This window comes from Chromobacterium sp. Ag138 (genome assembly GCF_055181315.1).
On sequence record NZ_JBUPWA010000001.1, the window covers coordinates 2,601,764 to 2,626,982 of the forward strand.

General features: G+C 62.6%; 28 protein-coding genes. 15 read left to right on the top strand and 13 right to left on the bottom strand.

The window, feature by feature from the left end; genetic code table 11:
- A partial coding sequence (locus ACY3GB_RS11950) for an IS110 family RNA-guided transposase (protein ID WP_463088935.1) occupies positions 1-865 on the top strand: 865 nt, incomplete at its 5' end.
- 62 nt (positions 866-927) lie between these two features.
- Positions 928-1,197: a hypothetical protein gene (locus ACY3GB_RS11955; RefSeq protein ID WP_463088936.1), complete on the top strand. Its 270-nt coding sequence runs from the start codon at positions 928-930 to the stop codon at positions 1,195-1,197.
- 682 nt (positions 1,198-1,879) lie between these two features.
- Here ACY3GB_RS11955 and ACY3GB_RS11960 read toward each other — a convergent pair.
- Together ACY3GB_RS11960 and ACY3GB_RS11965 are read right to left on the bottom strand one after the other, a co-directional pair.
- Positions 1,880-3,025: a restriction endonuclease gene (locus ACY3GB_RS11960; RefSeq protein WP_463088937.1), complete on the bottom strand. Its 1,146-nt coding sequence runs from the start codon at positions 3,023-3,025 to the stop codon at positions 1,880-1,882.
- Between the two features lie 569 nt (positions 3,026-3,594).
- Entirely contained in the window at positions 3,595-3,858 is a 264-nt protein-coding gene (locus tag ACY3GB_RS11965; protein ID WP_046158542.1) for a helix-turn-helix domain-containing protein, read from the bottom strand.
- 271 nt (positions 3,859-4,129) lie between these two features.
- On the opposite strand from ACY3GB_RS11965, the gene ACY3GB_RS11970 reads away from it, so the two are divergent.
- Both ACY3GB_RS11970 and ACY3GB_RS11975 read left to right on the top strand, forming a co-directional pair.
- Positions 4,130-4,510, top strand: a complete 381-nt coding sequence (locus ACY3GB_RS11970; RefSeq protein WP_463088938.1) for a DUF1484 domain-containing protein — start codon at positions 4,130-4,132, stop codon at positions 4,508-4,510.
- A gap of 227 nt (positions 4,511-4,737) precedes the next feature.
- On the top strand, positions 4,738-5,142 hold the full coding sequence (locus tag ACY3GB_RS11975; protein ID WP_463088939.1) for a hypothetical protein: 405 nt from the start codon (positions 4,738-4,740) through the stop codon (positions 5,140-5,142).
- A 34-nt stretch (positions 5,143-5,176) separates the two neighbouring features.
- Here the strand turns inward: ACY3GB_RS11975 and ACY3GB_RS11980 are convergent, their stop codons facing one another.
- Positions 5,177-6,655 (bottom strand): adenosine deaminase family protein, encoded by a 1,479-nt coding sequence (locus tag ACY3GB_RS11980; protein WP_463088940.1) that lies wholly within the window; start codon positions 6,653-6,655, stop codon positions 5,177-5,179.
- A gap of 550 nt (positions 6,656-7,205) precedes the next feature.
- Between ACY3GB_RS11980 and ndhC the strand changes: the two genes are divergently transcribed.
- The 11 genes from ndhC (at position 7,206) to ACY3GB_RS12035 (ending at position 18,700) form a co-directional block, all read left to right on the top strand.
- On the top strand, positions 7,206-7,565 hold the full coding sequence (gene ndhC / locus ACY3GB_RS11985) for an NADH-quinone oxidoreductase subunit A (RefSeq protein ID WP_463088941.1): 360 nt from the start codon (positions 7,206-7,208) through the stop codon (positions 7,563-7,565).
- 506 nt (positions 7,566-8,071) lie between these two features.
- A complete protein-coding gene (locus ACY3GB_RS11990) occupies positions 8,072-8,881 on the top strand; it encodes a hypothetical protein (RefSeq protein ID WP_463088942.1) in 810 nt (269 codons plus the stop codon).
- The gene (locus ACY3GB_RS11995) at positions 8,878-9,306 is read left to right on the top strand and encodes a hypothetical protein (RefSeq protein ID WP_463088943.1); all 429 of its coding nucleotides are present in this window, start codon (positions 8,878-8,880) and stop codon (positions 9,304-9,306) included. Before ACY3GB_RS11990 ends, ACY3GB_RS11995 begins: the two co-directional genes overlap by 4 nt.
- A gap of 580 nt (positions 9,307-9,886) precedes the next feature.
- Positions 9,887-10,240 (top strand): hypothetical protein, encoded by a 354-nt coding sequence (locus ACY3GB_RS12000; protein ID WP_343480333.1) that lies wholly within the window; start codon positions 9,887-9,889, stop codon positions 10,238-10,240.
- Positions 10,240-12,078, top strand: a complete 1,839-nt coding sequence (locus tag ACY3GB_RS12005; protein ID WP_463088944.1) for a lipoprotein N-acyltransferase Lnb domain-containing protein — start codon at positions 10,240-10,242, stop codon at positions 12,076-12,078. The genes ACY3GB_RS12000 and ACY3GB_RS12005 overlap by 1 nt, the downstream gene beginning before the upstream one ends.
- 96 nt (positions 12,079-12,174) lie before the next feature.
- Entirely contained in the window at positions 12,175-13,092 is a 918-nt protein-coding gene (locus ACY3GB_RS12010; RefSeq protein ID WP_463088945.1) for a bestrophin family protein, read from the top strand.
- A gap of 67 nt (positions 13,093-13,159) precedes the next feature.
- Positions 13,160-14,902 carry an ABC transporter ATP-binding protein gene (locus tag ACY3GB_RS12015; protein ID WP_463088946.1) on the top strand — a complete coding sequence of 581 codons (1,743 nt, stop codon included), beginning with the start codon at positions 13,160-13,162 and terminating at the stop codon, positions 14,900-14,902.
- Positions 14,892-16,652, top strand: a complete 1,761-nt coding sequence (locus ACY3GB_RS12020; protein WP_463088947.1) for an ABC transporter ATP-binding protein — start codon at positions 14,892-14,894, stop codon at positions 16,650-16,652. Before ACY3GB_RS12015 ends, ACY3GB_RS12020 begins: the two co-directional genes overlap by 11 nt.
- Positions 16,649-17,188, top strand: a complete 540-nt coding sequence (locus ACY3GB_RS12025; RefSeq protein ID WP_463088948.1) for an NUDIX domain-containing protein — start codon at positions 16,649-16,651, stop codon at positions 17,186-17,188. Before ACY3GB_RS12020 ends, ACY3GB_RS12025 begins: the two co-directional genes overlap by 4 nt.
- A 40-nt stretch (positions 17,189-17,228) precedes the next feature.
- Complete coding sequence (locus ACY3GB_RS12030; RefSeq protein WP_463088949.1) at positions 17,229-17,912, top strand: hypothetical protein; 684 nt, start codon at positions 17,229-17,231, stop codon at positions 17,910-17,912.
- Positions 17,912-18,700, top strand: a complete 789-nt coding sequence (locus ACY3GB_RS12035; protein WP_463088950.1) for a TatD family hydrolase — start codon at positions 17,912-17,914, stop codon at positions 18,698-18,700. The genes ACY3GB_RS12030 and ACY3GB_RS12035 overlap by 1 nt, the downstream gene beginning before the upstream one ends.
- A 66-nt stretch (positions 18,701-18,766) precedes the next feature.
- Here ACY3GB_RS12035 and ACY3GB_RS12040 read toward each other — a convergent pair whose 3' ends face one another.
- The 10 genes from ACY3GB_RS12040 to hisA form a co-directional block, all read right to left on the bottom strand.
- The gene (locus tag ACY3GB_RS12040) at positions 18,767-20,398 is read right to left on the bottom strand and encodes a methyl-accepting chemotaxis protein (protein ID WP_463088951.1); all 1,632 of its coding nucleotides are present in this window, start codon (positions 20,396-20,398) and stop codon (positions 18,767-18,769) included.
- Positions 20,399-20,598: 200 nt separating this feature from the next.
- Positions 20,599-20,946, bottom strand: a complete 348-nt coding sequence (locus ACY3GB_RS12045; protein WP_021478419.1) for a DUF2069 domain-containing protein — start codon at positions 20,944-20,946, stop codon at positions 20,599-20,601.
- On the bottom strand, positions 20,943-21,686 hold the full coding sequence (gene tatC / locus ACY3GB_RS12050; protein ID WP_463088952.1) for a twin-arginine translocase subunit TatC: 744 nt from the start codon (positions 21,684-21,686) through the stop codon (positions 20,943-20,945). The genes ACY3GB_RS12045 and tatC overlap by 4 nt, the downstream gene beginning before the upstream one ends.
- On the bottom strand, positions 21,683-22,201 hold the full coding sequence (tatB, locus tag ACY3GB_RS12055; RefSeq protein WP_463088953.1) for a Sec-independent protein translocase protein TatB: 519 nt from the start codon (positions 22,199-22,201) through the stop codon (positions 21,683-21,685). Before tatB ends, tatC begins: the two co-directional genes overlap by 4 nt.
- A 14-nt stretch (positions 22,202-22,215) precedes the next feature.
- A complete protein-coding gene (gene tatA / locus ACY3GB_RS12060; RefSeq protein ID WP_166439558.1) occupies positions 22,216-22,422 on the bottom strand; it encodes a Sec-independent protein translocase subunit TatA in 207 nt (68 codons plus the stop codon).
- 36 nt (positions 22,423-22,458) lie between these two features.
- Positions 22,459-22,782 (bottom strand): histidine triad nucleotide-binding protein, encoded by a 324-nt coding sequence (locus ACY3GB_RS12065; protein ID WP_021478415.1) that lies wholly within the window; start codon positions 22,780-22,782, stop codon positions 22,459-22,461.
- A 16-nt stretch (positions 22,783-22,798) separates the two neighbouring features.
- Entirely contained in the window at positions 22,799-23,125 is a 327-nt protein-coding gene (locus ACY3GB_RS12070) for a phosphoribosyl-ATP diphosphatase (RefSeq protein WP_463088954.1), read from the bottom strand.
- A gap of 135 nt (positions 23,126-23,260) precedes the next feature.
- A complete protein-coding gene (gene hisI / locus ACY3GB_RS12075) occupies positions 23,261-23,644 on the bottom strand; it encodes a phosphoribosyl-AMP cyclohydrolase (protein ID WP_070980015.1) in 384 nt (127 codons plus the stop codon).
- A complete protein-coding gene (hisF, locus tag ACY3GB_RS12080) occupies positions 23,641-24,405 on the bottom strand; it encodes an imidazole glycerol phosphate synthase subunit HisF (RefSeq protein WP_166439555.1) in 765 nt (254 codons plus the stop codon). Before hisF ends, hisI begins: the two co-directional genes overlap by 4 nt.
- Positions 24,406-24,477: 72 nt before the next feature.
- Complete coding sequence (gene hisA / locus ACY3GB_RS12085) at positions 24,478-25,218, bottom strand: 1-(5-phosphoribosyl)-5-[(5-phosphoribosylamino)methylideneamino]imidazole-4-carboxamide isomerase (RefSeq protein ID WP_021478411.1); 741 nt, start codon at positions 25,216-25,218, stop codon at positions 24,478-24,480.
- Between the last annotated feature and the right edge of the window lies 1 nt (position 25,219).

Here is a 25,219-nt window from a genome sequence, read left to right on the forward strand (position 1 = left end):
GTTGTCATGGCTGACCAAGCAAGGCCTGGAGCCCCGGCAGGTTCATGCTGTGATGGAAGGCACCGGCGTGTATCACGAACAAGCAGCCATCGCCTTGTGCGATGCCGGTGTGATCGTTTCCATCATCAACCCGGCGCAAATCCGCGACTTCGCTAAAGGCTTGGCGATTCGAACCAAGACCGATGGCGTAGATAGCTTGGTCCTGGCGCGTTATGGAGCCTTGCTCCAACCTATGGCCTGGATTCCTCCCAGCCGGCAAGCCCGTGCGCTACAGGCGTTGCTGGCTCGGCGCGAGGCGCTGCAGCAGGATCTTCGCCGTGAGCTGAATCGGCAAGAAAAAGCCGAAGCCACCGATACACCAGAGCTGATTCAGCAGTCGCTGATCGAGTCGATTGCGTTTATCGGAACACAACTGGCCAAGTTGCAGCAGGATATCGACGACCATATTGACCGTCACCCGGAATTGAAAGCGGACCTGGCCCTGTTGAGCAGCATTCCGGCCATTGGCCCGCAGTCGGGCAGCAATCTTCTGGCCATCATGCATACCCATCATTTCGTCAGCGCCGAGCAATTGGCCGCATATCTCGGTTTGGTGCCAGTGGAACGTCAATCAGGTAGTTCGCTCTTGGGCCGAGCTCACCTATCCAAAGCTGGGCCAGCGCGCCTTCGAGCCGTGCTGTATATGGCAGCAGTGGTCGCCATACGATACAACCCACATGTTAAGGCGCTGTATCACCGATTATTAGCGCGGGGCAAGACGAAAATGTCCGCCCTGGGAGCAGCTATGCGCAAGCTTGTCCATCTGTGCTTTGGCGTGCTGAAAACACGCCAACCTTACCGGGCCGACTACGCAAGAGCCGCTTGACGTGAAAGACGGTATCTACGGCCCTGCAAGCCAGCCAGTACGCCCGCTTCGTGTTGCTGCCGATGAATGACAGCGACCCGCTGGTTCCCAACCTGATGGGCTACAAGCGCTACACGCTGGAAGGCGAAGCGGTGTTTCTGGTGACGCCGGGCGCGTTCAAGGGCGAAGTCATCGCCGGCTATGAAGTGCGGCATGCCTGCGAAGTGCTGTACCGGGCGGGGATGCTGCAACGACCCAAGGGGCGCGCCGGTTGGACCGTGCATGGCGGCAAAGGCGTGGGCCAGGTCTACCGCATGCAGCTGCATCCGCACGACGGCGAAGCGGAAGAGTAAGCGAAAAATCTCTCACGTGAGGCCAAACCCACTGCCAACACTGCCAACTCTGCCAACTCTGCCAACACCTATATAATTAACTGATTTATATAGCTTTATCTGTTGGCAGTGAGTTGGCAGTGTTGGCAGTCAATTGGCAGTTCCTCCGCCCCATCCCGCCCAGTTGGCAGTTTGCCTCCTCCTGTTGGCAGTGCTTTAGCCGCCACTGCCAACAACTAAATCCATACTAATCAGCAACTTACAGACAAGTTGGCAGTGTTGGCAGCGTTGGCAGCGTTGGCAGTGGCTTTTGCTACATACGTAAGAAAAAAGAAGCGCGGTTTAAAATTAATCGGCATATCATTTAAGACAAATTGTGCCAGCCTAGATACATAGACATCACATGACGAAGACCCATTCGGGGAAGACATGACGCGGACACTGTTCGACCAGCTCCCGGCCCCACTCTATTGCGGATTAACGCAGGTTTGAGCTACTGGCGAGAGGAAAAGACGGCAAGTCGAAAAATATAAATTACTTGTGGATTAATTATATTCTTTTCGGCATTAATACATATGGGCACATGAGCTGAATTTATTTCCCCAAAATCCTTCTATAAATAGCTATGAACATGCTCATTAGATTCTATCAATCCAACAGTAAAAAAAGAGGGGGCAAAAGTGCCCCCATTTTCACTCTTGTTCTATAGAGAGTTATTTTCAGAAAACTTATCAATCAAACATTGATTGTAATCATTTAAATAGTTTTGAAAATCATCTCTATCAATTAAAGTAACAGAAGTCGCCTCTGCCAGCTCTTTTGCAGAAGAAGTAAAGTAGGAGTTCGTCACAACCATAGCTCGATCACAGCGATAAAATGATTTCGCAGCTAATACCTCCTGAACTGCTTTATTTCCAACATTCCCCGCAGTATAATTTTTTGCCTGAATAACTGTTTTTTCACTAAATTTCTCAACAAAAAGATCTGCACCTTGATCCCCTGTCTTCTTTGTTTCCTTTACATCATATCCAATCGTTTGGAAAAGCGAAACTAAGAAATCCTCAAAGTCAAACCCACTCATTGCGTCTACATCATGCATAGTCCGGTACTGACTTATATTAAAATTCCTCAATTTCTTATCCATTCTCCGAACCAAAACATCATAATAAATCTCTTCTGCCACTGATAGCCACTTGATATATTCTGAATCTTCAACAAGTTGGATGCTTTTGTTTTCTTTTGCGTTTTCATTGAAATGAATAGATGAATGAAAAGATTTATTAACCCACGCATAATACAGAAACAAAGGAAGATACTTTCTAAAACCCATCCCAACTTCAGAAATCCATGACTCAAGAGATGTTCTAACATTGTCACTAACATGGCGTACTATTTGGTTTGAGAATCCAATATACTCACTTTCAAATAAAGTAGTAGCCAATAGCTTATTAATTAGCTCCGGCAATCGCTTAAGTTCATCAAACCCATTTCTAACCAGAACTTCCTGAAATAATTCAATATCAGCATAATCTTTCCCAACTACAAATCCGGTATATTCTTGAACCTGATCCACATGAGCATTATTAAAATTAGAGACAAAAACAAAATTTGTAAAAAACGGATGCTTTAAGTCTGCATATTTTCTTAGAACTCTATTCAACAATTCTTCAAGGTTAGCTACTTCTTTCTTTTTACTGAGCAAGTCCTTAAAGAAGCCTTTAGATTTATATTGAAATTCTTGATAAAAGGAAGGATCTAATGGTATTTGCGTATCACTTCCAGATTCGCCGCACCTTGAACAAGAAGACTTAAAAGAGAAACCTGAACAACTATTGCACTGGTATATCATTTATTAAATCCCTTTGATTACGATTTCATTAATTGAAAATTTAGAGTTTGAAAACACCACCTTATGGACAAGTGTATACCTGCCATTAAAGCCACCGAAAATTCTATAAAAAAGACATGGCCATAGCATTATATACTTAATGTCAATTAAATATGTCTTTATAATTGGGAAGCTGCGTGTATATTTTTGTGTATATATCTGTTTTCACAATAGAAAAATATCAATAATAACATTTACTTACGATGTCTTTTTGATAGAGACTCTGAAAAACACAAGCACGTTTACAACGCGCCCCAATCCCTTCAAGCCTGCCGACGGGTGGCAGGCCCGAGGATTTAAGCGGCTGCCTGTTTGAGCGATTTGACGTTAGCAAATCGCGAGTTCAGCCGCGCCTCGGGCCTGACGGGACCCGGCGGGAAGCCGCAGGCCAGGCTTGCAGGGTGGCCTTTAGGGGTGGAGGGGATATTTGGCCACGCAAATATCCCCTCCCTGCAGCCGGGCAGCCCCGGCAATCTAAATCAGCATCAGCACAGCGGATTCCAAAAAGCGCATAACTGGCAGACCAGCCGCTACTTGTTCGCCTTGTCCAGCAGCCCACCAAACATCTCTGGGTCCACCAAGTCTTTCAGCGCAACACCCAAGGCGTCGGCCAGTGCGCCCATATTGTCGATGGAGACATTGCGCTCGCCGCGCTCGATCTCCGAAACATAGGTTCGGCTCATTCCCGCCTGCAAGGCCAACGCCTCTTGCGACACGTCGTTCAGCCGTCTGGCGATCCGCAGGTTGCGGGCGAAAACCGCGCGGGCGGTTGAGGGTTTCGTTGTGTTTTCCATACCCCGATAGCATCAGCGCTTGCTTGTGCTGAGACCACACGGTATGATTTGCAAAATGATAACTATAAGTGACTTTTTGATTGTTATTGATATCTTCATGACACTCATTATGTGCTATGCGCTGCTGTGGCAGCCAGACATGGAGGTGCTTATGCAGAAGACTCCCGTTCCGTGATTCACAAACGTCTTGCCGCTGTCGCCCAGCCTTGACCACATCTGGAGCCTTGTCCGCCCAAGCACTGCAAGGCTCAATCAATATGAGGGTTTTGCCATGCCTAGCATCACCCGCAGTTCGTCGCGCCTCGCGTTCTCGCTGAATAACCAAGCCCCCACGCATCCACCCAGCCTATTAGCCATGACCCGGCTGCATGAAGCCTTTGCCGCCTTGCAGGAGCAGTTGGCCAAGAAGGGCCAGTCCAAAGTCAGAGAGCCGGCCGCGCGCGTCGCGCATTTGTGCCAGGACATCGAGCAGGCAGTGGTGGAATCCATCTGCCACTTGGCCCATGGCCAGTTGGGTTTGCAATCCGTGATCGATCTATTGGCTTGCCTGGGCGACGACGTGCGCCTGCCGTCCAGCCGCATCATGGAATTACTGGAGCCGCTGGATAAACGGATGAACCAGTCCCTCACCCTGCTCACCCGCGTGCTGTAAGCCCTGCTCCATAAATGCCAACAGCCAGCCGCGGCCGTGGTCTGGCTGTTTTTGATTTCGTGGTCCAAGGCGGTGCAATGCCCGGCTACAAGATGGCTGCATCGGCAGGTTTCTGGCCGGGTATTGCACCCTACGCTCTACATTTACGGCACGACTGCCGTCCCGCCCATGGCCCGGCGGCCTGTTTATCTTCATAATCCGCCGTTTCAACCCAAGCGGCGCCGCCCATGAAACCACTCATCGCCACCCTGCTGCTGTGCTGCGGCTTCGCCCAGGCTCAGGACTTTCCGGCCGGCGTATACGGCCACGAATACACCGCGCAAGCCGGCGAACCCGTCTGGAACCTGCGCCAAGTTGGCGATGGACTCGCGTTGAGCGGCAATGACGGAACCGTGCCCGTATTGCTGCACAATTTATCGGCAGAGGAACGGGCCGCTTTCTGGCAAAAGATGGGATGGCCGGCGGCAAGCAGCGCGGCGGCGCAATGCGCCGGCAATGGCGAAGATCTGTTTTGCCAGGTGCCCAAGCGCGTACGCGCCGGCATTCCCTGGCTGAAAGACAATGGGTCGGACTTTTTCTATTACAGCGAGATGGCTGGCGTGATGGAAATCAGCCGGCTGCCGCCGCGCTGATTTCCCGCCGCCGCCTCCTTGTTTCCGCGCCGCGTCAGCGCCCCATCTTGCGCAAGGCGGCCGCCCTCGCCTCAAACTGGGCGAAGCGCTGCTCCAGCCGCTGTTGCTGCCGCGCCTTGTCCGCCGGGCTGAGGAAGGAATAGCGGATGCTGTTGTAGACAGTGCGTTTCAATTCGTCGTACGAGGGCTGGTAGCGGTTGACGTACAGCAGGTATTCATTGCTGATGTCGCTGCGCGACACGCCTTCGTCGTCGGTGGAGATCACGAACGGCACGCCGTACTTGCGGTACAGCAGGATGGGATGCGCGGCGCCCTGCACGCCCAGAATGAACTGGTTGCTGGTGAGGTTGATTTCCACCGCCACGTCGCGGCGGCGCATCTCGTTCAGCAGGCTGTCCGGGCGGCTTTCGTGGCCGACGTCTATGCCGTGGCCTATCCGCTGCGCGCCGGCCAGCTCCACCGCCAGCCGGATGTGGTCGCGCAGGCCCTCCGGCGGCACCATGCCCAGCACCAGTTCGCCGGCGTGCAGCGCCAGCTTCACATCGGGAAAGCGCTGCTTGAGGAAGTGGATCATCCGCATGTGCAGCGCGTAATCGCGCATCGCCACAATGCCGTTTTCCGGACCGACGATGTTCAGGCCCACCACCAGCGGGTTGTCGTGCGCGGCGGCGAAGCCGGCGTACAGGGCGGAGAAGGTGGCCGACGGCTTGTTGTTGCGCGAGACATAGGTCTGGAAGCGCAGCGTGAAATCGTCGTCGTCCATGCCCTGGGCGAAGCCGGCCAGATCCTGCCGGTAGCGCTGGACTTGTTCGGCGGTGGAGGCGTCCGCCGCCAGCGCCGATGCGGCCAAGCCCAGCGCCTGCTCGATGGCGGCCGGAGCGGCGTCCGGAGCCAGGCTGTCCAGATTGGCGGCCAGCGCGCTGTTGCCGGATGGCGCGCCGCGCAGCATGGTTTCCAGATATTGCAGATTTTCCGCCTTGGCCCGGGCTTTCAGCAGCTGCAGGCCCTCGCGCGGCGAATAGCCGGAAACGCCGCCGAAATAGCCGAAGGTGTCGAAAAACTGCTTGTCCGGCGGGGGCTGGTCATGGCTGTGGTTGTCGAAATCCTTGTCCGACCACAGCGTCAGCAGCTTGCGGTACAAGCCGTTGTCGTCCTTGATCTGGCTGCCGCTCAGGCAGGGCGTGCCCGGTTGCGCCTGCTCCGGCTTGGTTTCTATTCTCAGCGTGGTCGGGTAAACACAGTACTTCTGCTTATCCACCCAATCCAGATAGGTTTCGGCATACAGCGCGCCGGTGTAGTGGTGATGCAGATCGCCGCCCTTGGGCAGCATGTTCATCAGCATGCCCAGTTCCGCCCCCCGCCCCTTGTCGGCCAGCAGCTGCTGGTAATAGGCGCGTGTCGCCTGGTAATTCGTCTTTTGCTGCGCCGCGCCCTGCGGCGCCTCCGCCCGCGCGCCCAGCGGCAGCAGCGCCAGCGACAGTTGCAGGCAGGCCAAAGCCAGTATCGATTTCACATTCGCTCCCATTCGCATTTTGACAACGACATAACCGTAACAGCGGCGAAGGGAAACCGGAAGGATGGCGGCGTGGCAGCATGGCCAGCTGGACAAGGGGCAGCGGCCCAGACAAGAAGCGTACCAGCCGTAACAAAAAATAAGAAAAACAGCTATTTAGGATAGCTATAAAAGACCGATATAAAGCACAAGAAGTCCCGATCATCTCACCATGGAGCGACGCATACCGGCAAACTCAGGCGAACCTTCCGATCCCGCACTCTGATTGGTTGCGCCGCGCCACACCGCCATCCGCAGCACCCACCAGACCGCTATTCCGGCCAGGACTCCGGCAACGGTCACACTGCGAGACGACAGGCGGCAGCGACGCCAGATTGCCAGCGCTCTGCGCGACAACGCCAACTCAGGCCATCCCCAGCAGGATGGCCTTTGTTATGACGGGCCGGGCCATGCCGTGCGGCTTTTACCAAACTTTTACCGTTTGCCGCGGCACTCGGCGGCCTGTGGCGGTCTATTCCTGTTTCGCCATCTCGCGCAGGAAAACCGCCACATGCTGCAGAACTACTTCCCCATCCTGCTGTTCATCCTGGTCGGCCTTCTGGTCGGCGTATTGCCGCTGCTGCTGGGCAAGCTGCTCGGCCCCAACCGGCCGGACCCGGAAAAGCTGTCGCCATACGAGTGCGGCTTCAATGCCTTCGGCGACGCGCGAAAGCGCTTCGACGTGCGCTACTACCTGGTGGCCATCCTGTTCATCCTGTTCGATCTGGAAGTGGCGTTCATGATCCCGTGGGCGGTGACGCTCAAGGATGAACTGGGCTTGTTCGGCCTGGGAGCGATGGCGGTGTTCCTGGCCATCCTGGTCATCGGCTTCGTCTACGAATGGAAAAAGGGCGCGCTACAGTGGGACTGAGCGCGCCCGGAGCCTGACCGGCCAGGCTAGGCCTGCGCGCAGGTCCGCCGCCTGGTCGCAGCAGGCGTAAGCTTGTCAATGATCGCGAGCATGCCCTCCCCGCGCCTGCTCGGATCTCGCGTGGCGGCCCACGCTCCGGCCCAGACGATGCCGCCACAGCTTGAGAACGCCGCCCTCCGCCGTCTCCATCGCGCGGACGGGAAATCCGGTTGGTCGACGGTGGCCACGCTGAGCTCCGGGACCTGCCGCATGCCGATGCAGCAACTGGGACGCTTCCTGAACCGGCCGCGCGGCCCTTGCGCAATTCATTCACTCCGAAACATCAGCACCAGCGCAAACCGTTCCTTACGACAGTCATGTCGCGTTCTCACCCTGAAACGGATGGCGCCGCCCATTCACCCGCTCAGCCATCCCAATCGAAATGCCAAAAGCATCTATTTTTGCGTAAAATAGTAAATTGAGCATAAAACATCCTCTGCGACGCCAGCGTGAATACTTCTTCCCCCATGATTTGGCCCTTGCCCTGGCTGGCCGTTCTCTTGTCCGCCGCCAGCTGCGCCGACACGCCGCCTGCTTCGGACATCGCCGTCCGCCCGGCCTCGGTCTTCGCCAAGACCCGCCAGGCCTTCGAGCGAAACCGGCAACTGGCGCCGCAGGCCACCCTGCGCTACCGGGTGTTTCCGGCTAGGCCTGCAGCCTTCTCGCTGTGGCAAACCGGCCCGGCCGGCAAAACCCGGCTGCCGCCGTCAGCGGACACCGGTTTTTCCGCCTCCGCCCTCCTTGACGGACATGGCGTGCAGGCGGTGTCGGGACGAAGCGGCAGCTTCGCCTGGCGTCCAGACATCCGCACGCCTGGCCTGCCGGACAATGCGCGCCGGCTGGGCGATTTGCGGCTGGAATGCCTGGTGGATGCGCAGGGCGGATTGAATCCGGGCGGCGATGCCGGTCTCTGCGAGCCCGGCGAACGCAAAGCCGCCTGCCTGGACGAGGTGGCGAGCTGTCTGCGCCAGGCGTCGCTGGCTCTGCTAGGCCAGGTGGAGCAAATGGGCCAGCTGCAAGTAGAGGCCGGCCCCTACCAGAGCCGGCCCCGCCACTACCTGTTCATCGCCGATCAACCTCTGTTCTCCATCACGCTGGAGCATGGCGATCAGAAAATGGTGCTGCCGGCGATATGGCAGTACGGCAGCGCGATCACCACCAGCCCTTACACCGCCTGGCCCTATCCGCGCGAGTATCTATACTCGCTGCCCCTGGAATCGGCCGACTGGCCGGACGACACCCGGGTCGTCTTCGAAACCATGGCCACACAACCATGATGCGTCCTCTTTTGCTTCCCTTTGTCTTCGCCTCTCTGTTGAGCGGCTGCGCCACCGTCGGCAACACCAGGCTGCAGGACGCCGATAATCAGGACATCCGGCAACTCCTGCTCCGGCAAGATTCCGCCTCTAGCGCCCGCGACCGGCTGCAAACCCTGCTCGGCCAGCCCGACGACCGGGTGCGCCTGGCCGCCGGCCGCGAGGTATGGGTCTACCGCAGCGACAAGTACCAAGCCAAATGGCAGAACTTCACCAATGTGTCGCTGCTGTTCCGCAGCCAGTCCCACCAGACCAAGGAACTGGTGGTGTTGTTCTCCACCAACGGCCAAGCATTGCAATGGCGGCTGCTGGACGACAGCCGGGACGAAGACACCGGCCTGGTCAACCGCGCGCTGCGCATTCCCACCGAAGCCGACAAAAGCTGAATCGACTCCGCCGCCATCTGGAACGCGATCCGGCATTCGCCTATCCGGAGGTCTCCAACGATTCATCCGCCACCGGAATGCGCCTGCTTCCCATGCCATTTGCGATGGTTTCTTAAGTGGCAAGGGCAGCGGCGCAGAGCGCCTCGCCGCCATTAGCGCAAACTGCCCATTTCATTCTTGCGCCGGCAACCGAAATCAAGTGAAACAAAATGCCAGCCGAAATTCATTAAAAGCGATTTCATCTAATAAAAATCACAAAAGTGAAACTTAATAAAGAGCAATTACTTCAATCCAAGAAAATAAAATATATGCTCTATTCAGGCGGGATCGCGGCCATTGCGGCATAGCCAGAAGCCACCCGGGATAGTTAAAACTATTCAAATATTCAGGAAAGATTACATGCGTGAAATATGATTTACCCGCAGCAGTCAAAAATCAGACCCGCAACAATATGGCTGGTAAATAATTCAAGTTGCACCCTATTATTTTTTCAATTAGCATCAACGCCCTTTACAAGGGACACCCCTTGTAAAACCAGGCATTCCCGCCTTAATTTCCGTGAAAAAATAAAATGAAACACTTGCTGCTGCCCGCCGCCCTGCTGGCCCTCGGCCTGACCGGCTGCGCCTCCATTCTGAACGACCAAACCCAACAAGTTAACGTGTCCAGCTCCACCGGCACTGAAATCAAGGGCACCATCGATGGCCAAGCGTTCAAAGCGCCCGGCATCGTCGACCTGAAGCGTGAAAACAAGAACAAGATCATCATGACCGAAACCGAAGGTTGCGCTCAGCAAACCGTCGCGGAAAAAACGGTTGATCCGAAATTCTTCATCAACATCCTGAGCGGCGGCGCGTTTGGCTCCACCACCGATTACTCCACCGAAAAAATGTGGAAGTACTCGGACAACATCGTTGTTTCCTGCCGGAAATAATGAATCTACGCGACATCATCGCCAAGGGCGGCAGCATTGCCGCCCTTTTTTGCTTGCTGGCGGCACACTGCGCCCAGGCTGAGGACAAACTGCCGGAACAGCTGATCGCCACGGCGCGCGCCGCGCGTCTGGCCGAGGCCCGCGAGTGGCAGTCCCTGCTGCATAGCCAGAACGGCGAGCCCCTCGTCGCCGATCCGGATTTTCTTCTCTCCGGCCAGCCCTTCTCCGCAGCCCGGGAGCTCGACGCGACGCTGCGCCTGCTGTACGGCGGCCCCCAGGACGCGGTCTGCCGCTTCCCGGCCCGCTACTGGTGGCTGCGAAAAACGCTGAACGCGCCGGAATTGCCGCTGGACCAGTGCCAGGAAGTGGCCGACTTCCGCGCGCGCGCGCCGATGGACCGCATCAGCCTGGTATTCGCCAGCGAAAACCAGGCCTTGCCCGCCAGCATGCTCGGGCATGCTTTCCTGAAGATTGCCGGCGCGCGGCCGGACGGGAGCCCCCTGGAGCACGCGATCTCCTTCTACACCGACGCCGATACCTGGAACCTGCCCAAGCTGCTGGTGGACAGCCTGCTCATCGGCAAGACCGGCTATTTCGCGCTGTCGCCTTATTACGAGCAATTGCGGCGCTACGTCGATCAGGAGCAGCGCAGCGTCTGGGAATACGATTTGTCGTTCGACGCCTGGCAGCGCGAACTGATCCGGCTGCACCTGCTGGAACTGAAGCGGGCGCGGCTGACCTATTTTTTCCAGAAGTACAATTGCGCGACCGTCATCCACTTCATCATGGGATTGAGCGGCAAGCCGCTGCCGGCCAAACGCTGGCTGGCGCCGATGGAGCTAGTGCGCGAGGCGAGCGACGCCGGGCTGGTCCAGGCCAGCAGGATGATCGCGCCCAGCCGCTGGCTGGTGCGCACCCTGGATGAAACGCTGCCCGCCGCCCGCCGCCGCGAAAACCAGCGCGCGCTGGCGGCAGGCGACATGCCCGCCGGCCTGGCGCAGCCGCCCAGCCCCGAGGGCTTTTTGCAACTGGAGCACGCGCAGGCGCTCAACCAGCATCTGTACCTGGAACAACAGCTGGCCCGCGAACGCTGGCTGTCCAACGCCGCGCGGCTCGAGGCAGTGGAGCGGGAGCGCTACCCCGGAATGTCCCTGGACATGAGCAAGGGCTTTGGTCCGATGTACACGCCGCCCTCCTCGCAGGCCAGCCTGTCCTGGCTGCGGCGCGATGGCGAAGACAATCTGGAAATCAGCCTGGTGCCCGCCTCCCACCGCCTGGACGACGACAACCGCGGCTACAACCAGGAGAACGAGCTGCAAATCCTGGCCCCGACATTCCGGATGCCTGTGCGCGGCGGATCGCCTAGGCTGCGGCAATTCGTGCTGTACGGCATGCAGACCCTGCTGCCGCGCGACCCGATCGCCGGCGGCCTGGCGGGACGGCTGAACATCGCCTACCAGCAGCAACTGGATCAAAATTTGCAGGAGCGATCCGTCGCGCAGATCAACGGCGCGCTCGGCCTCGCCCGGCGCGTCCAGCGCGACGCGGACTTCTACGCGCTGGCGGGCGGCGGGCTCGCCACCACCGGCAGGCAAGGCTATGCCTTCGGCGAACTGGAAGGCGGCGTGATGGTGCGCGAGCTATGGGACATGAAAACCTGGCTGTCGGTCAGCCGGCATTTCAATCAGGCGGACAGCGGCAGCGCATTCAGCCGCGTCAGCCTGCGGCAGATCCGCTACCTGAACCGGAATCAAAGCGTGTCGGCCAGCTGGAAACAGGAGCAGTCTAGTGACCGCGTCCGCCGCGAATGGCAACTGGGTTATAAGCAGTTGTTCTGAAAAACGGACGGCCGAAGCGGAAATATTCCCGACACGTAACAACCTGGCCGGGATTATTGTGTACCATTTTAACGTACCCATCCCGCCTGTTCCGCCATGATAGTCCGCAACATCCCATCCTGGTTCCGCCTGCTGTTCGTCTGGCACGGCTCGGTGCTGCCGCGCATCCTGCCGCGGCTGCTGCTGGTGCTGGCCGTCGCCGTCGCAGCGGCGTCCATCCGCCACTGGTGGCTGGCCAGCCTGCGCGAGTCGTCGCTGGGCATTCCCACCTTCACCTTGCTGGGCGTGTCGCTGGCGATCTTTCTCGGCTTCCGCAACTCGGTCAGCTACGACCGCTTCTGGGAAGCGCGCAAGCTGTGGGGCAGCCTGCTGATCGTCAGCCGCTCGCTGGGGCGACAAATGCTGGCGGCGCTGGGCGACGGCGCAGACAGCCGCCGTTTCGTCGACGCGGCCTGCGCCTTCGCCTACGCGCTGAAGGCGCAGCTGCGCGGCGACGACGCCGACCAGCACCTGAAACGGCTGCTGCCGGCGGACGAGCGGGAGCGGATCATGGCCGGCAGCTTCCGCCCGGCGCTGATCCTCGCCTGGCTGGGCCGCGAGGCGCAGCGACTGCAGCGCGAGGGGCGGCTGAGCGAGCTGCAATGGCACGCGCTGGACCGCAATCTGAACACGCTGTCGGAAATCCTGGGCGGCTGCGAGCGCATCGCCACCACGCCGATGCCGTTCACCTACCGCGTGCTCTTGAACCGCACGGTCACCATCTACTGCCTGCTGCTGCCCGCCGGGCTGGCCAGCAGCATAGGCTGGCTCACGCCGCCGATCGCGGTGTTCATCGCCTACACCTATTTCGCGCTGGAACAGATCGCCGAAGAGCTGGAAGAGCCGTTCGGCACCGAGGGCAACGACCTGCCGCTGTCCACGCTGTGCCACACCATCGAATCGTCGCTGCGCGAGATGCAGGGCCTGCCGCTGGAAGCGGCGCCGCCGCCCAGGCGCGGCATATACCTGCATTGAGCGCCGGGTGGCAATGACATTGGAGTTTGCATAGAATGGACGGCTCCGAACGACCTCCGGCGTCCCCATGTCCCTGACCCGCCTGCTGTTCAGCTTCGTCTCCCGCCACTGGCGCTCCTACATCCTGGCTGCGCTGATGCTGGCCTCGGTGGCGGTGCTGACCGTGATGATCCCGCGCCAGGTGGGCCATATCGTCGACGCGCTGGTGGCGCGGCGGCTGTCCGGCGACGCGCTGCTGATGGAGCTGGGCCGGCTGCTGGCGATGGGCCTGGCCATCTACGCCCTGCGCGTGGGCTGGCGGCTGCAGCTGTTCACCGCTTCGTACAAACTGGGCGTGGAGCTGCGCGGCAAGCTGTACCGCAGCCTGGCCGGCCAAGGCCCGGCCTTTTTCCAGCGCCAGCGCACCGGCGATCTGATGGCCCGCGCCACCAACGACATCGACTCGGTGGAGATGGCGGCGGGCGAAGCGATGCTGGCGGGCTTCGACGGCCTGCTGACCCTGGTGCTGGTGCTGGCGATGATGACGCTGGGCGTGGACTGGCGGCTGGCGCTGGCGGCGCTGTTGCCCTTCCCCTTCATGGCCTGGGCCTTCGCCCGCATTTCCGACCACATCCACCGCGAATGGGGCGAAGCCCTCTCCCGTTTCGGCCAGCTCAACGATCACGTGCAGGAAACCCTATCCGGCGTGCGCACGCTGCGCGCGCTGGGCCTGGAGGCGCGCAACGACGCCGAGCTGTCGCGGCTGGCGGCCGCGGCGTCGGACAGCAGCTTCGAGGCCCAGCGCTGGGAAGCCGCGTTCGAGCCCGCGGTGGGCGTCGCCCTGGTCACCGCCACCGCCATCGCGCTGGCGCTGGGCGGCTATCTGGTCTGGCACGGCCAGCTGACCATAGGCGCGCTCACCAGCTTCAGCATGTATCTGGTGCAGCTGATCTGGCCGATGTTCGCCGCTGGCTGGGTGCTGTCGCTGCTGCAGCGCGGCGCCGCCGCCTGGCGCCGGCTGCAGCCGGTGCTGGACGCCGAGCCCGACGTCGCCGACGACGGCGGCCGGACCGAACTCGCCCCGGGCGCGCTGGTTTTCGACGACCTCACCTTCCACTATTCGGAAGACGCCGCCGCAGCGCTGCGCCAGGTGTCGGCGCAGCTGCCTCCCGGCCAGACGCTGGGCGTGGTCGGCCCCACCGGCAGCGGCAAATCCACGCTGCTGAAGCTGCTGATGCGGCAGTACCCGCTGCAGCAAGGCGCGATACGCTGGAGCGGCGCCGACATCGACGACTACTCGCTGCAAACCCTGCGCGGCGCGATCAGCTGGGTGCCGCAGGAAGCCTTCCTGTTTTCCGCCAGCGTGGCGGAAAACATCGCGCTGGCGCGGCCGGATGCCGGCCCGGAGGAGATCGAGCGCGTGGCGAAGCTGGCGGCGGTGCACGACGACATCCTCAGGCTGCCGCAGGGCTACGCCACGCCGGTGGGCGAAAAAGGCGTGGCGCTGTCCGGCGGCCAGCGCCAGCGGCTGGCCATCGCCCGCGCGCTGCTGGCCGACGCGCCGCTGTTGCTGCTGGACGACACGCTGTCGGCGGTGGACACCGATACCGAGAGCCGCATCCTCGGCCACCTGCGCGAGGCGCGGCGCGGCCGCAGCGTGATCATCGTCAGCCACCGGCTGTCGGCGGTGGCCGACGCCGACCACATCGTGGCGCTGAACCATGGCCGCATCGCCGAACAAGGCAGCCACGACGAGCTGCTGCGGCAGGACGGCTGGTACGCCAGCCAATGGCGCTATCAACAACTGGAAGCCAGCCTCGATGAAATCTGACGCCAACCGCCTGCAAACCCGCGCTGCGGTCTCCCTGCTCGTCGACGCCGCCCGCCCCGACCGCCGCCACCTGTGGCGGGGCGGATTCTGGCTGATGATCGCCGCCTTGCTGGAAGCCGGAGCGCCGCTGCTGGGCAAGGTATTCATCGACAACTACCTGCTGCCGCACCGGCAGGACTGGAGCGCCATCGCCGGCCTGCTGGCCGGCAGCCTGCTGCTGGGCCTGGCCGCCGCCGCGCTGCGCTACCGCCAGCTGGTTCGGCTGGCCGGCGTGGCGATGCGCGCGGTGCTGCGGCTGCGCGAGCGGGTGTACGGCCACGTGATGCGGCTGCCGATGGCTTTCTTCGACAAGGCGATCACCGGCCAGCTGGTCAGCCGCGTCACCAACGACACCGAATCCGTCAAAGCGCTGTACGTGCAGGCGCTGTTCGTCATCCTCAACAGCAGCATCGTGGTGCTGGGCGCGCTGGCGGCGATGGCCTGGCTGGACTGGCGGCTGATGCTGGTCTCCCTGCTGCTGTTCCCGGCCACCCTCGCCATCGTCTGGCTGTACCAGCGGCTGAGCGCGCCGTCGGTGGCGCGCGCCCGCGCGCTGCGCAGCGACATCAACGCCCAGATGGCGGAATCCATCTCCGGCATCTCGGTATTGCAGGCCAGCAATGCCCAGGCCCGTTTCATCGGCCGCTTCGACGACACCAACCAGCGCTACTACCACGCGCGGCTGCGCGAGCTGCGCGCCAACGCCTGGCTGCTGCGCCCGGCGCTGGACCTGCTCAACGTGCTGCTGCTGGTCGCGGTGATCCACAGCTACGGCCAGCGCCCGCTGGACGGGCTGGAGATCGGCGTGCTGTACGCCTTCGTCGGCTACATCGGCCGGGTGGTGGAGCCGCTGATCCAGATCACGCTGCAATTCGGCCAGCTGCAGCAGGCGGTGGTGGCCGCCAGCCGCGTCAGCCAGCTGCTGGCCGAGCCGGCCGCGCCGCCAGCCTCCGAAGCCGGCCATATCGCCGACGGCGCGGTCAGCTTCCGCGGCCTGCGCTTCGGCTACCAGGCCGAGCATCCGGTGCTGCACGATCTGAGCCTGGAGATTCCGGCCGGCAGCTTCGTCGGCATCGTCGGCCACACCGGCAGCGGCAAGTCCACGCTGCTGTCGCTGCTGCTGCGCTTCTACCGCCCGCAGCTGGGCGAGATCCTGGTCGACGGCCAGCCGCTCTACGCCATCGGCGACGCCGCCTTCCGCGCCGGCGTCGGCCTGGTGCCGCAGGACCCGTTCCTGCTGGCCGCCAGCGCCCGCGAAAACATCGACATGGGCCGCGGCCTGCCGCAAGGCGAGATAGAGGCTGCCGCCCGCGCCGCCGGCGTGCACGAGCTGATCCTATCGCTGGAAAACGGCTACGACAGCGATATGGGCGAGAGCGGCGCGCGGCTGTCCAGCGGCCAGAAACAGCTGATCGCCATCGCCCGCGCGCTGGCGGGCAAGCCGCGCATCCTGCTGCTGGACGAGGCCACCTCACGCATCGACAGCGAAACCGAGCAGCTGGTGCAGCAGGCGCTGGCGCGGCTGGCCGGCAAGATCACGCTGATCTCCATCGCCCACCGGCTGTCCACCATCCGCGACGCCGACACCATCGTCGTGCTCAACCACGGCCGCATCGCCGAATCCGGCGACCACGACGCGCTGATGCGGCACGGCGGCATCTACCACAAGCTCTACCTGCTGCAGCAGCTGCAGCCGGAGGAGCGGGATTGAGCCTGGAGCTGCGCGCCGCCATTCGCGCCGAAGCGGCCGCCATCATCCCGCTGGACGCGCTGGAAGCGGAACACCTCCAGGCCTCGCTGGCCTGGATAGATTCGGACGCCGAACTATGGCGGCGGGAAAAGCCGGCCACGCCGCCGGAGCATCTATCGACCTACTTCGCGCTGGTGGACGAGACCGGCATGCTGCTGGTGGATCACAAGAATGCCAAGCTATGGCTGCCCCCCGGCGGCCATGTCGATCCCGGCGAGCACCCGCGCGACGCGGTAGCGCGCGAGCTGCTTGAGGAGCTGGGCGTAAGCGGCTTGCCGGTGCCCTCCGCCTCCTTTCTCACCCGCACAGAAGTCGCCGGCAATCATCTGGATGTGACGCTTTGGTACGCGATGCCAGTTTCGCGAGACCTGCCGCTGCGCTACGACCAGACTGAATTCAACCAGGCGCGCTGGTTCGATTTTGACCAGCTGCCATACGCCGACAGCGATCCGCATCTGGCGCGCTTCGCCGCCAAGTTGGCTAAAATGATCGCTTGAACCGGGCTGCGCCGCGGCCCTTCCCCGTACCGGAGCCCCGATGCCACGCCCGCCCGCCCTCGCCAGCCTGCTCTGCCTGCTGCTGACCGCCCTTTCCTGCCATGCAGAAGACGGCAAGGATCTTGATCTGTCGATCAGCACCGAGCTGATGACGCGGCAAACCTCATACGGCAATTCTTCGCGGCTGCAGCCCAGCGTGGACCTGCAATACCGCACCCGTTTCGGCGCGCTGTACGTGCAGGACGGCGAAGGCGGCTGGGCGCTGCCGGCGCCCGCGGGATGGGTGTCGCTGGGCGTGGCCAGCGAGCCGGCGTGGAGCCTGGGCGGCGGGGTGTCGCAGAGCCTGGCGCTGGCGCGCTACGGCTTCGATCTGCCGCGCGACGGCAGCCTGTCCTTCGGCTACGCCAGCCGCATCGGCGACAGCCATCCCGGCCAGTTGCTGGTAGCCACGCTGGATGCGCCGCTGGGCGACTGGATGGGCCAGAAGTTCTCGCTGCTGGGATGGGCCAGCCTGGCCAACCAGAAGCGCCGGCTGGGTTTGAATCACCATGACGACGGATCTGGCTGGCAGCTGGAGCAAAGCAATCTCTTGCTGGTGATGTCGCATCCGCTCTCGCGCCACTGGACGCTGGACCTGGGCGCCGGCAGCCGCTGGGCCGCGGAAAACACCGGCGAGCATACCGCCGGCTGGCAGACGCTGCTCGGCTTCACCTGGAAGCTGTGATGCGCTTCAACCCGTTGCCGGCCGAAGACTGCCTGATAGACAGCCACTGCCACCTGGACGCGCCGGAGCTGGCGGCAGACGTGGACGGCGTGGCGGCCCGCGCGCAGGCGGCCGGCGTCGGCCAGCTGCTGGTGCCGGCAGTGATGACCGGCACCTTCGATGACGTGCTGGCGATGCGCGAGCGCTACGGCTGCTGGATCGCCTTCGGCCTGCATCCCATCTACCTGGACCGGCATCTGGACGAGCACCTGGCCCTGCTGGACGAGTACCTGGCGCGGCATGCCCCGGCCGCCGTCGGCGAGATCGGCCTGGACTTCTACCTGCCGGAGCTGGACCCGGCGCGGCAGGAGGCGCTGCTGGTCGAACAGCTGAAGCTGGCCCGCAAACACGGCCTGCCGGTGGTGCTGCACGTCCGGCGCTCGGTGGACCGGGTGTTGAAGCACCTGCGCGAGCAGAAGATCGAATGCGGCATCGCCCACGCCTTCAACGGCAGCGAGCAGCAGGCCCAGGCCTTCATCCGCCAGGGCTTCAAGCTGGGCTTCGGCGGTGCGATGACCTATAGCGGCTCGCGCCGTATCCGCTCGCTGGCGGCGACCCTGCCGCTCTCCAGCCTGGTATTGGAAACCGACGCGCCGGACATCCGCCCGGAATACGCGCAGGACGTGCCCAACGAGCCCTTCCAGCTGGCGCGCTTCATCGAGGTTCTGGCCGAGTTGCGCGGCATGGAGGCCGCGCCGCTGCGGCGCGCGCTGCGCGACAACACGCTGGCGGCGCTGGCCCTGAGCTGACGCGCAGGCCTGCAAAAAGCCCCGGCGCGTAGCCGGGGCTTTCGTTTTTCGCCGCGCGCGCCAGGCTCAGGTGCGGAAACGCTGCAGGCAGGCGTCCAGCTCCTCGGACAGGCCGCTCAGCTCGGTGGCCAGCTTGCTGGCCTCGGTGGCCGCCTCGGTGGTCTGGCCGTTCATCTGCGCGATCTGCTCGACATTGCGCGCCACCGATTGGCTGGCCAGGCTCTGTTCCTTGATCGCGTTGGCGATATCGGCGATGCGCTCCACCGATTGCTGGGCCAGCTCGCGGATCTGGCCCAGCGCGTCGGCGACGCTGGACGCGCTGACCACGCCGTTCTCGATCCGGCTGTTGGCCTGCTGCATGCTCTGATAGGCGCGCTGGGTATCGGCCAGCACGCCGTCGATGTGGCTGGAAATCTCGGTGGTGGCCTGGCTGGTGCGTTCCGCCAGCTTGCGCACCTCGTCCGCCACCACGGCGAAGCCGCGGCCCATCTCGCCGGCGCGCGCCGCCTCGATCGCTGCGTTCAGCGCCAATAGATTGGTCTGGTCGGCGATGTCGTGGATCACGCGGACGATGTCGCCGATGTCGGCCGAGCGCTGGTTCAGGCCGTCCATCACGGTCGCGGTCTCGGTGATGGTGGTAGCGATCTGGCGGATCTCGCCGGCCGCCTTCTGCGCCAGCTCGGTCCCGGCGGTCGCCTGCTCCATGGTCAGCCGCGCCTGGCGCTCGACGTCCTGGGTGCTGTCGGCCACCAGATTGATGCTGACCGACATCTGCTCGATCGCCGCCGCGCCGCTGGACGCCGCCTCCGACTGGTGAACGGACGCCGACGACACGTGCTCGCTGACGCCGGACAGCTGGCCTGCGGCCTTCGCCAGGCTGGCGGAATGCTGCTGCGACTCCTCCACCACCGACCTCACGCTGTCCACCAGCTTGCCCAGCGAGCCGCCGACGCTGCCCAGTTCATTCCGGCCGAAATCCGGCAGCTGCAGCCGCAGGTTGCGCTGGTCGGCCAGTTCCTGGCTGGCGTCGCGCATCATCAGCAGCGGCTGGCGGATCGACGAAATGATGTACCAGGCGAACAGCGCGCCTACCGCCAGCGCGCTGATGATCTCCATCATCAGCTGGGTGCGCACCGCGCTGGCGGTGGCATCGATCTGATCGTCCAGCAGGCCGACCGCATCGGCCGCGGCCTTGCTCAGCTCGGCGGACGCGCCTTCCATCTGGTGGATATTGTCCTTGTACTTGTCCAGTTCCTTGTTGGCGTCGGCGGTCGCGGTCAGCTGCTTGGCCTCCACCTGGGCCGACACCTTGCCGAAACCGTCAGCGTAGCCGGCCAGCAACGTGCCCAGCTTGGCCAGCTTCTGGTTGGCGCCGTCGTCCAGCGGATGGGTGCCCGCCTGCTGGATCGCTTTTTGCGCCCCAGCCAGCGCGTCCTTCCATTTGCCCAGGTATTCGCCGCGCTTGGCGTCGCTGGCGATATTGATGAAGTAGTCTTTCTCGAAACGGCGCAAATTGCCCATGCCGCGCTGCAAATCGACGATATCGGTGTAGAACACCAACTCGTGCGAGCTGACTTCCGCCACCCGCGACGAAATCTTGTTCAAACCCAGTTGCGTGAACACGCCGGTCAGAACCAGGGCCGCCAGCAGCAGCCCGAAGCCGAGGGTAATCCTGGCTGCGATAGAAAAATTCCGCATTGTTACTTCCCCACACCCGATGAGATGAAAGTGGCCGGGCTGGGCCCGGTCCGTTTTGTGCAGCGATTCTAGATGAGCGACCCGCCGGCCTGCCAGCCGCGGCATTCTGAACGGCTAAATCCACGCGATATCAGTGGCAAAAAGCTCAAAAAAAAACCGGCATCATGGGATGCCGGTCTTGTTCTTGATTCTAGCTAGCCTCAGGCCTTGAGCTTCTTGAAGCTCCTGGCGTATCCCAATACACAGATGAAGAATAGTGTACTGATCAGGACTTCACACCATGCCAATCGCTGCGACAGGCCATGGTCGGCCCAGCCGCGCATCACGCCCTCGATGAAGAAGCCCAGGATGAACATGCTCGACCACTGGTAGGTATAGAGCCGTCCGGCCAGGATGCCGCGCAGCGGCAGCAACAGCAGCAAGGCCTTGAACGCCAGAAAGGAGCCGCCGGCGCGCAGCGGCGCCAGCCACAGCTCCCAGGCCAGGGTCAGCGCGATCAAGGCGATCAGCGCGGCGGACGCGCCGGCGCGGCAGGCTTCGCGGCTCATGGCGCCGACTCCGCCTGTTCCCGGGCGCGCGCCCTGCGCTCCAGCAGCGCCGCCACCAGCACGCCGGCCTCGAACAGCAGCCACAGCGGCACCGCCAGCATCGTTTGCGACAATACGTCCGGCGGCGTGACGATGGCCGCGACCACGAAGGCGCCGACGATCACATAAGGCCGCGCCTCGCGCAGCTTGGCCACCGTCACCACCCCCATCCGCGTCAGCAGCACCACCACCACCGGCACCTCGAACGTGGTGCCGAAAGCCAGGAACATGCCCAGGACGAAGGACAGATATTTGTCGATGTCGGTCATCATGCTGACGCCGGCCGGCGTGACCGCGGACATGAAGTGAAACACCACCGGGAACACCAGGAAATAAGCGAAGGCCATGCCGGTGAGGAACAGCAGCAGGCTGGCCAGCACCAGCGGCAGCACCAGCCTCTTTTCATGGCTGTACAGGCCCGGCGCGACAAAGGCCCACACCTGGTACAGCGTATTGGGCAGCGAAATCAGGAAGGCCACCAGCATGGTCACCTTCATCGGCACGAAGAAGGTGGACGTCACCTCGGTGGCGATCATGCTGCCGCCCTGCGGCAAGGCGTCCAGCAGCGGCTTGGCCAACAGATGGTAGATGTCGGACGACCAATGGAACAGGCCGAGAAACACCAGGGCGATGCCCAACAGGGCGCGCACCAGCCGGGTGCGCAGCTCGATCAGGTGCGCGAGCAGCGGTTGTTCGTTCATTCGCGGGCTTGTGATGCGGTGGGTTGGGAAACGGGCCGGTGCGCCGGCGCGTCGTCGAACAGATCCAGCTGATTCTCGTCGCGCGGCGGCGCAGCGTCGGCCTGGGCGGCCGGCGCCTCCTCGGCGGGGCGGGCCTCGGCCTCCCTCGCCTCGGCGTCCGGCTCATGGCCGCCGTGTATCGTGCGCTCGGCTTCGTGGAAAGGCTCGGCCGCCTCATCGGCCAGCGCGCGCGCATCGGCGGCGCCCTGGCCTATCGTGTCGCGGACCTGCTGCACCTCGGCCTCCAGCTGGCCGCGGAAGCTTTGCGCCGCCTCCTGCAGGTCTTGCCGGATGGTGTCCAGCCCCTGCAGATTGGCTTGCTGCTGCATGTCCGCCTTCACGTTGGCGACGAAGCGCTGCGCGCGCGCCACCAGCGCGCCGACGGTGCGCGCCACCGTGGGCAGCCGCTCCGGGCCCAGCACCACCAGCGCCACCACGCCGATCAGGACGAATTCGCCGAAACTGATGTCAAGCACGCCGTGTCACCACGTCATTTCTTGTCGGCTTCGCCGTCAATGATGCGGCCGGCGTCCTTGGCCGGCGGCTGGCCTTCCTTGGCGCCTTCGTTCATGCCTTCCTTGAAGCCCTTGACCGCGTTGCCGAGGTCCTTGCCGATGCTGGGCAGCTTCCTGGTGCCGAACACCAATACCACGATCAGCAGCACGATCAGCCAATGCCAGATGCTCAGAGAACCCATTGTGACTCTTCCTTGATGAAAAAACGGGGGCCGCGCTCAGCCCTTGTGGCCGAACACGTGCACGTGCAGATGGAATACTTCCTGGCCGCCGCCGCGGCCGGTATTGATGCCGGTCTTGAAGCCGGACTCCAGGCCCTGCTCCTTGGCCAGCCGGGGCGCCAGCGTCAGGATCTTGCCCAGCACCGCCTCGTGCTCGGGGCCGCAATGGGCCAGCGAGTCGACGTGCCGCTTGGGGATGATCATGAAATGCACCGGCGCGATCGGACGGATGTCGTGGAAGGCCAGCACGTCGTCGTCCTCGTAAACCTTGTTGGCGGGAATCTGGCCCGCCACGATCTTGCAGAAAAGGCAGTCGCTCATCGTTGGTATTCCGTAATCAGGCTGTAGGGTTGCGCGAGGCCTTCTCGTCCAGGCCGGAAATGCCCTCGCGGCGGTGCAATTCCATTACGACGTCTTCCGGGCGCAAGCCATGATATGTCAACAGCACCATGGTATGGAACCACAAGTCGGCCACTTCGCGCACCAGATGCAGCTTGTCCTTGTCCTTGGAGGCCATCAGCGTCTCCGCCGCCTCTTCCGCCACCTTCTTCAGGATGGCGTCCTCGCCCTTGTGGAACAGCGAAGCCACATAAGACGACTGCGGCGCCGCCTCGCGCCGGGCTTCCAGTGTATCGGCTATGTTCTTCAACACGTCCGGGGTCATATCCTTATCCTTTCGAGCCCTTTCCAGGCCCTGATGCCCGCCAGCCTTCCAGTATACGGCGCGGGCATGACATTCTGGCAAAACCGGTCCGCCATTGTAACCCGGTGGGCGGCGCCGGCGTTGACCGGCCGCAATTCAGGGATGGTAGATGGCGCGCGGGTCTTTCAGCACCGCGTCCACCGTCGTCCAGCCGCCGTTCTCGAAACGGCGGTAGAAACAGCTCTCCCGCCCAGTGTGACAGGCGATGCCGCCGATTTGTTCGATCTGCATCACGATCACGTCGCCGTCGCAGTCCAGGCGCAGCTCGCTGACGTTTTGCAGATGGCCGGACTCCTCGCCCTTCTTCCACAGCTTTTGCCGCGAGCGGCTCCAGTAATGGGCGATGCCGGTATCGGCCGTCAGCTGCAGGCTTTCGCGGTTCATCCACGCCACCATCAGCACCCGGCCGCTGGCCGCGTCCTGGGCGATGGCGGTCACCAGGCCCTTGTCGTCCCACTTCACCTCGTCCAGCCAGCTCATAGCCTCACCTCGATTCCCGCGTCGCGCATCGCCTGCTTGGCCTCCGTCACCGTGTATTCGCCGAAGTGGAAGATGCTGGCCGCCAGCACCGCGTCGGCATGGCCTTCCTTCACCCCGTCGACCAGGTGCTGCAGATTGCCGACGCCGCCGGAGGCGATGACGGGGATGTTCACCGCGTCCGACACCGCGCGCGTCAGCGGCAGGTTGAAGCCAGCCTTGGTGCCGTCGCGGTCCATGCTGGTGAGCAGGATTTCGCCGGCGCCCAGCGCCTGCATCTTGCGCGCCCATTCGACGGCGTCCAGCCCGGTACGGTTGCGGCCGCCGTGGGTGAAGATTTCCCAGCGGTCGTTCTCCGGCGTCACCGCCTTGGCGTCCAGCGCCACCACGATGCATTGGTTGCCGAAGTGATCGGACGCCTCCCGCACGAACTCGGGGTTGGTCACCGCCGCGGTATTGATGCTGACCTTGTCGGCGCCGGCGTTGAGCAGGCGGCGGATGTCGGCGACGCTGCGCACGCCGCCGCCCACGGTCAGCGGAATGAACACCTGCTCGGCCACCGCCTCGATGACGTGCAGGATGATGTCGCGCTGGTCGGAGCTTGCGGTGATGTCGAGGAAGGTCAGCTCGTCGGCGCCCTGCTCGTTGTAGCGGCGGGCGATTTCCACCGGGTCGCCGGCGTCGCGCAGGCCCAGGAAGTTGACGCCCTTGACCACGCGGCCGGCGGTCACGTCCAGGCAGGGGATGATGCGTTTGGCAAGCATGTGCGTTTCCAGAAAGCTTCAGGCGCGCTGAAGCGGCGGAGCATGCCCGCCGCTTCCACGCGATCAGCCGGCTCAGCCGGCCAGTTCGTCCGCCAGCGTTTGTGCGGCGGCGAAATCGATGCTGCCCTCGTAGATGGCGCGGCCGGTGACGGCGCCCTCCACGCCCTCGTCCGCCACCGCGCACAGCGCGCGGATGTCGTCGAGGTTGGTCAGTCCGCCGGAGGCGATCACCGGGATGGTCAGCGCCTGCGCCAGCTTGACGGTGGCGTCGATGTTGACGCCGGTCATCATGCCGTCGCGGCCGATGTCGGTGTAGATCACCGAGTTGACGCCGTAGTCCTCGAAGCGCTTGGCCAGATCGATCACGTTATGGTTGGTGATCTTGGCCCAGCCGTCGATGGCCACCATGCCGTCCTTGGCGTCCAGGCCGACGATGACCTGGCCGGGGAAGGCGTCGCAGGCGTCGTGCAGGAAGCCCGGCGTCTTGACCGCGGCGGTGCCGATGATCACGTAGGACAAGCCCATGTCGAGGTAGGCCTCGATGGTGTCCAGATCGCGGATGCCGCCGCCCAGCTGCACCGGCATGTCGGTGCCGACCTCGCCGAGGATGTCGCGGATCACCGACAGGTTTTTCGGCTTGCCGGCGAAGGCGCCGTTCAAGTCCACCAGATGCAGGCGTCGCGCGCCCTGATCGCGCCAGTGGGCGGCAACCTTGACCGGATCGTCGGAGAAAATGGTGGCGTCGTCCATCGCGCCCTGTCTCAGGCGTACGCATTGACCGTCTTTCAGGTCTATCGCGGGTATCAGCAGCATG

What these genes read in the sequence shown, in the direction of transcription:
- ACY3GB_RS11955 (WP_463088936.1), top strand. Translation starts at nt 928, where the DNA reads ATGAATGACAGCGACCCGCTGGTTCCCAACCTGATGGGCTACAAGCGC.
- ACY3GB_RS11960 (WP_463088937.1), bottom strand. Translation starts at nt 3,025, where the DNA reads ATGATATACCAGTGCAATAGTTGTTCAGGTTTCTCTTTTAAGTCTTCT.
- ACY3GB_RS11965 (WP_046158542.1), bottom strand. Translation starts at nt 3,858, where the DNA reads ATGGAAAACACAACGAAACCCTCAACCGCCCGCGCGGTTTTCGCCCGC.
- ACY3GB_RS11970 (WP_463088938.1), top strand. Translation starts at nt 4,130, where the DNA reads ATGCCTAGCATCACCCGCAGTTCGTCGCGCCTCGCGTTCTCGCTGAAT.
- ACY3GB_RS11975 (WP_463088939.1), top strand. Translation starts at nt 4,738, where the DNA reads ATGAAACCACTCATCGCCACCCTGCTGCTGTGCTGCGGCTTCGCCCAG.
- ndhC (WP_463088941.1), top strand. Translation starts at nt 7,206, where the DNA reads ATGCTGCAGAACTACTTCCCCATCCTGCTGTTCATCCTGGTCGGCCTT.
- ACY3GB_RS11990 (WP_463088942.1), top strand. Translation starts at nt 8,072, where the DNA reads ATGATTTGGCCCTTGCCCTGGCTGGCCGTTCTCTTGTCCGCCGCCAGC.
- ACY3GB_RS11995 (WP_463088943.1), top strand. Translation starts at nt 8,878, where the DNA reads ATGATGCGTCCTCTTTTGCTTCCCTTTGTCTTCGCCTCTCTGTTGAGC.
- ACY3GB_RS12005 (WP_463088944.1), top strand. Translation starts at nt 10,240, where the DNA reads ATGAATCTACGCGACATCATCGCCAAGGGCGGCAGCATTGCCGCCCTT.
- ACY3GB_RS12010 (WP_463088945.1), top strand. Translation starts at nt 12,175, where the DNA reads ATGATAGTCCGCAACATCCCATCCTGGTTCCGCCTGCTGTTCGTCTGG.
- ACY3GB_RS12015 (WP_463088946.1), top strand. Translation starts at nt 13,160, where the DNA reads ATGTCCCTGACCCGCCTGCTGTTCAGCTTCGTCTCCCGCCACTGGCGC.
- ACY3GB_RS12020 (WP_463088947.1), top strand. Translation starts at nt 14,892, where the DNA reads ATGAAATCTGACGCCAACCGCCTGCAAACCCGCGCTGCGGTCTCCCTG.
- ACY3GB_RS12030 (WP_463088949.1), top strand. Translation starts at nt 17,229, where the DNA reads ATGCCACGCCCGCCCGCCCTCGCCAGCCTGCTCTGCCTGCTGCTGACC.
- ACY3GB_RS12035 (WP_463088950.1), top strand. Translation starts at nt 17,912, where the DNA reads ATGCGCTTCAACCCGTTGCCGGCCGAAGACTGCCTGATAGACAGCCAC.
- ACY3GB_RS12040 (WP_463088951.1), bottom strand. Translation starts at nt 20,398, where the DNA reads ATGCGGAATTTTTCTATCGCAGCCAGGATTACCCTCGGCTTCGGGCTG.
- ACY3GB_RS12045 (WP_021478419.1), bottom strand. Translation starts at nt 20,946, where the DNA reads ATGAGCCGCGAAGCCTGCCGCGCCGGCGCGTCCGCCGCGCTGATCGCC.
- tatC (WP_463088952.1), bottom strand. Translation starts at nt 21,686, where the DNA reads ATGAACGAACAACCGCTGCTCGCGCACCTGATCGAGCTGCGCACCCGG.
- tatA (WP_166439558.1), bottom strand. Translation starts at nt 22,422, where the DNA reads ATGGGTTCTCTGAGCATCTGGCATTGGCTGATCGTGCTGCTGATCGTG.
- ACY3GB_RS12065 (WP_021478415.1), bottom strand. Translation starts at nt 22,782, where the DNA reads ATGAGCGACTGCCTTTTCTGCAAGATCGTGGCGGGCCAGATTCCCGCC.
- ACY3GB_RS12070 (WP_463088954.1), bottom strand. Translation starts at nt 23,125, where the DNA reads ATGACCCCGGACGTGTTGAAGAACATAGCCGATACACTGGAAGCCCGG.
- hisI (WP_070980015.1), bottom strand. Translation starts at nt 23,644, where the DNA reads ATGAGCTGGCTGGACGAGGTGAAGTGGGACGACAAGGGCCTGGTGACC.
- hisF (WP_166439555.1), bottom strand. Translation starts at nt 24,405, where the DNA reads ATGCTTGCCAAACGCATCATCCCCTGCCTGGACGTGACCGCCGGCCGC.
- hisA (WP_021478411.1), bottom strand. Translation starts at nt 25,218, where the DNA reads ATGCTGCTGATACCCGCGATAGACCTGAAAGACGGTCAATGCGTACGC.